The 3984-nt window shown below is 59.6% G+C and carries 5 protein-coding genes; 4 read left to right on the top strand and 1 reads right to left on the bottom strand.

Features of this window, described 5'->3' with window-relative positions; translation table 11 throughout:
• Positions 1-317 precede the first annotated feature (317 nt).
• Together QZL67_RS05045 and QZL67_RS05050 are read left to right on the top strand one after the other, a co-directional pair.
• Positions 318-869: a DJ-1 family glyoxalase III gene (locus QZL67_RS05045; protein ID WP_022289667.1), complete on the top strand. Its 552-nt coding sequence runs from the start codon at positions 318-320 to the stop codon at positions 867-869.
• Positions 870-905: 36 nt separating this feature from the next.
• A complete protein-coding gene (locus QZL67_RS05050) occupies positions 906-1685 on the top strand; it encodes an SDR family NAD(P)-dependent oxidoreductase (RefSeq protein WP_022289668.1) in 780 nt (259 codons plus the stop codon).
• 85 nt (positions 1686-1770) lie between these two features.
• Here the strand turns inward: QZL67_RS05050 and QZL67_RS05055 are convergent, their stop codons facing one another.
• Complete coding sequence (locus tag QZL67_RS05055) at positions 1771-3153, bottom strand: D-alanyl-D-alanine carboxypeptidase family protein (protein WP_022289669.1); 1383 nt, start codon at positions 3151-3153, stop codon at positions 1771-1773.
• A 118-nt stretch (positions 3154-3271) separates the two neighbouring features.
• Here QZL67_RS05055 and QZL67_RS05060 point away from each other — a divergent pair, with 118 nt between their 5' ends.
• Both QZL67_RS05060 and QZL67_RS05065 read left to right on the top strand, forming a co-directional pair.
• Positions 3272-3655 carry a helix-hairpin-helix domain-containing protein gene (locus QZL67_RS05060; protein WP_022289670.1) on the top strand — a complete coding sequence of 128 codons (384 nt, stop codon included), beginning with the start codon at positions 3272-3274 and terminating at the stop codon, positions 3653-3655.
• Between the two features lie 20 nt (positions 3656-3675).
• Positions 3676-3984: response regulator (locus QZL67_RS05065; RefSeq protein ID WP_292919895.1), on the top strand; the 309-nt coding region annotated here is incomplete at its 3' end.

A 3984-nucleotide genomic window follows, 5' to 3' on the forward strand; every position in this document is an offset into this window, starting at 1 on the left:
CACCGCTCCCATCTTCGAGATCGCCGACTACGGCATCTGCGGCGACCTGTTCAAGGTTACCCCCATGCTGATCGAGGCCATCAAGGCCGCCAAGGCTGCGAAGTAATCAACGCAAAATCCCCGCCCGGAGCCCGGGCGGGGATTTTGTTCCAACGGCTGGAATGGAGAGCGAACACCTGGCCTGCGGAAAGATATCCGCAAGCATCCGGATGCGGGCAGCGTTTTGGCTCCCGGACGGAAAAAGAAGGGGGACAGGCGGAGCGAGGTGTGCTACAATGAAACCCGCAAAGAGTTTGAAACGGAAGGAAGGTCTCAATATGGCAAAAGTCTATGCAATGATCGCAAACGGAACGGAAGAGGTGGAGTGCCTGGCAGTGGTGGATCTGCTCCGGCGCAGCGGCGTGGAGACCGTGCTGGTATCCGTGGAGGAGGACTGTGAGATCATCAGCTCCCACAAGGTCCGCATCACGGCAGATGCGGTGCTGGCGGATACGGATCTCTCCGATGGAGATGTGATTTTCCTGCCGGGCGGCATGCCCGGCGCAGAGCGGCTGTCCGCCTGCGGGCCGCTGCTGGAGGCATTGGAGCAGGCGGACCGGGAAGGCCGCCGGATCGCGGCCATCTGTGCGGCCCCGGGAGTGGTTCTGGGACGCCACGGCTTGCTCAAGGGGAGAACCGCCACCTGCTTCCCCGGCTTTGAAAAGGAGTTCGGAGATGGCCGCTACACCCATCAGGGCGTGGTGACGGATGGCAATCTAACCACGGCCCGGGGACTGGGCTTTGCTGTGGACCTGGGGCTGGAACTGGTGGAGCTTCTGCTGGGAAGTGAAGCAGCAGAGGAGACCCGCCGCCGGATTCAGTATCGCTGAGGAACCCGGGAACGTGCTCGGAGAAAGGAGAGGAGTATGAGAGGCATTGCAGGGAAGGTTACCCTGATCACCGGCGGCATCCGGGGTATCGGAAAAGGCATCGCCAGACGCTTTGTGGAAGAGGGCGCCCAGGTGATCGTCACCGGCAGCAAGGATGTGGAAAATGCCCGCAAAACGGTGGAAGAGCTGAGCAAGCTGGGGAAGATCGAGTCCTACATGGCGGACCTCAGTGACGCCGGGGCCATTGACAAGATGATTGATGATGTAGTGAAAAAATACGGCCGGATTGATATCCTCATCAACAACGCCGGTATCCAGATCCGGGAGTGGGCCACGGAGTTCAAGGTGGAGGATTTCGACAAGGTGCTGGGGGTCAACCTGCGGGCTTACTATCTGGCAGCCCGGGCGGCGGCCCGCTACATGAAAAAGCAGGGCGGCGGCAGCATCGTGTGCATCTCCTCCGGCAACTCCGAGCGCTACACTACCCGCCGCTCCGCCTATAACATCTCCAAGGCGGCAGTGAATGGACTGGTGGGTACCCTGGGCGTGGAATGGGGCCGGTTCAACATCCGCATCAACGGCGTGGCGCCGGGCTATGTCATGACGGACATGGTACAAAAGGGCATCGACGAGGGCATCATCGATGTAGACAACATTATGTTGGTGATCCCGATGAAGCGTTTCCTCCAGCCGGAGGAAATCGCCAGCAGTGTGTGCTTCCTGGCGTCTGATGAAGCCAGCGGCATCACGGGTCAGGTGCTCTTTACCGACGGAGGCTGGAGCCGGGCGGGCCTGCCGGAACAGAGGGATATCTGACTATCCCGGAACAGCGCATCCTGCAAAACAAAAGGAGTCCGCAAAGCCAATGCTTTGCGGACTCCTTTTTCCTTTGAAGGGGAGGTCATCTGCGCCGGCCCCGGTAACCGCGATTGCGGCCCCGGCCCACTGAGTGACCGTAGCGGTACCGGCGGCGGCCAAAGACCACCTTCCAGATCAGCAGTGCCAGCAGCAGTACCACCACGATGATGGCAATTACCCGCACCACGGTGCCGCTGAAAAAGTCCTTCACGTTCTGCCAAAAGGTCAGCAGGCGGGAGGCCTCTACATCGTTGTAGGCCAGAAGATCCACTGTGGCATAGACGGTGCCGTCATAGCTCAGTTCCAGCGTGCCCAGCTTCTGGTCGGCCTTCACCGGTGCCTCCACCGGTTCCTCAATGGAGAACTTCTGCTCTAGATCCTCCGGGCTCAGACCCTTGGGCAGGAGAATTTCCACATCCTCACCCACGTGGACATTGACGTGATCGACCTTGGACAAGGCGACAGGGACCTCTTTGAGCGGCTCCTCTGCGCTGAGCACGGTCTGATAGGAGAAGTTGTCGAAGGCCCAGTTGAAGAGCAGATTGGTGTCGTAAAAGCTGTAGGTCCGGATCTCCCCGTCGTCCAGCGTTACCCGGTCGCCGCCCAGCACCACGCTGATGAAGCTCATGCTTCCCCGGGTGGCAGTGGAGACCAGGCAGTGTCCGGCGTCGGAGGTGGAACCGGTTTTGACGCCGTGGGCGTCCTTGTTGATGTATCCCCGGGAGCGCCAGCCGTCAATCAGGTAGTTGGTGGTATGGAGCGTCCGGGCCTCGGAGAGGTTGGTGGCGGGGATGGTAACGGAGCTGGTGTCGCAGAAGCGCATGAAGTCGCTGTGGGTCATGGCCTCTTTTGTGATGAGGTAGAGATCCCAGGCGGAGGTATAGTGCTGGGGATCATGAAGGCCGGTGGGATTGACGAAGTGGGTGTTCTCACAGCCCAACTCCTGGGCCTTGGCGTTCATTTTTTCCACAAAGGTGTCTATGTCGCCGGCCACTGCTTCGGCCAACACGTTGCAGGCCTCGTTGGCGGAGACCACCAGCATGCAGTAGAGGAACTGCTCCACCGTCATGGTCTCCCCCTCCAGGATACCGGCGGTGCTGCCATCCTCCTCCAGACCGGCAGTCATGGCGGAGTGAGAGGCGGTCAGCTGCTGGGTCAGGGAGAGCTGGCCGTCATCCACTGCCTCCAGAACCAGAAGGGCGGTCATGATCTTGGTGAGGCTGGCGGGATACATCTCCTCGTGTTCGTTTTTGGCGTAGACCACGTTGCCGGTGTTGGCGTCCACCAGCAGCGCCGCCTTGGATTCAATGCCGGGGGCCGGGGGTGTTTTGGCGTCCGTTTCCGCAGCAGCGGACAAAGGCGTGGCAAAGAGTGAGACAATCAGTGCGCACAGCAAAAAAACCGAGAAAAAGCGTCTTGTTTTCATGTTGTTCTCCTGCAAATTATGATATAATCAACCATGTGTAGAATTTATCAGCCGGCGGACTTCGCCGGAGTTCGACATTACCTACAGTATAGCAAAGTTTAGACGGGAGTTCAACGGGGTGAAACGAGGAAAAGCAACCAAAACCGAATGGTGTTTATTGGGACTGACGGCGGTGTTCTTATGCATGCTGCTGGTGCTCTCCCGCCAAGCGCAGGCCCCGCTGGAGCCGGGCGTGGTCGTGGAGACGGAGGTGGAGGTGCCGCAGGATGAGGTCGCCCCGCCCTTTGAACCGGTGGATCTGAACACCGCTGATGCCGCGGAACTGGACACGCTTCCCGGTATCGGCGAGGCGCTGGCCGGGCGGATCATTGCGTATCGAGAGGCCAACGGCCCCTTTGAGACGGTGGAGGAATTGCTGGAAGTCAGCGGCATCGGTGAGAAGAAGCTGGCGGATCTGGACGGATGGGTTACGGTAAGCGGCGCCGGGGAACCGGCGGCGTAGAATAAAAGGAGTTTTGGACAATGGCAAAGATCTTGGTGGTGGACGACGAGAAGCTCTTGGTCAAGGGCATGAAGTTCAACCTGGAAAATGAGGGATATGAGGTGGAGTGCGCCTATGACGGCGCGGCCGCCGTGGAGCTGGCCCGGACCCGGGCCTTCGATCTTTTGATTCTGGACGTCATGATGCCGGAGGTGGATGGCCTGGAGGCGTGCATGCGGATTCGGGAGTTTTCCAACGTGCCCATTATCATGCTCACCGCAAAAAGCGAGGACGCGGATAAGCTGATGGGTTTTGAGTGCGGGGCGGATGACTATCTGACCAAGCCCTTC

This window comes from Oscillibacter sp. CAG:155 (genome assembly GCA_000436875.1).
Taxonomy (GTDB): Bacteria; Bacillota; Clostridia; order Oscillospirales; family Oscillospiraceae; genus Oscillibacter.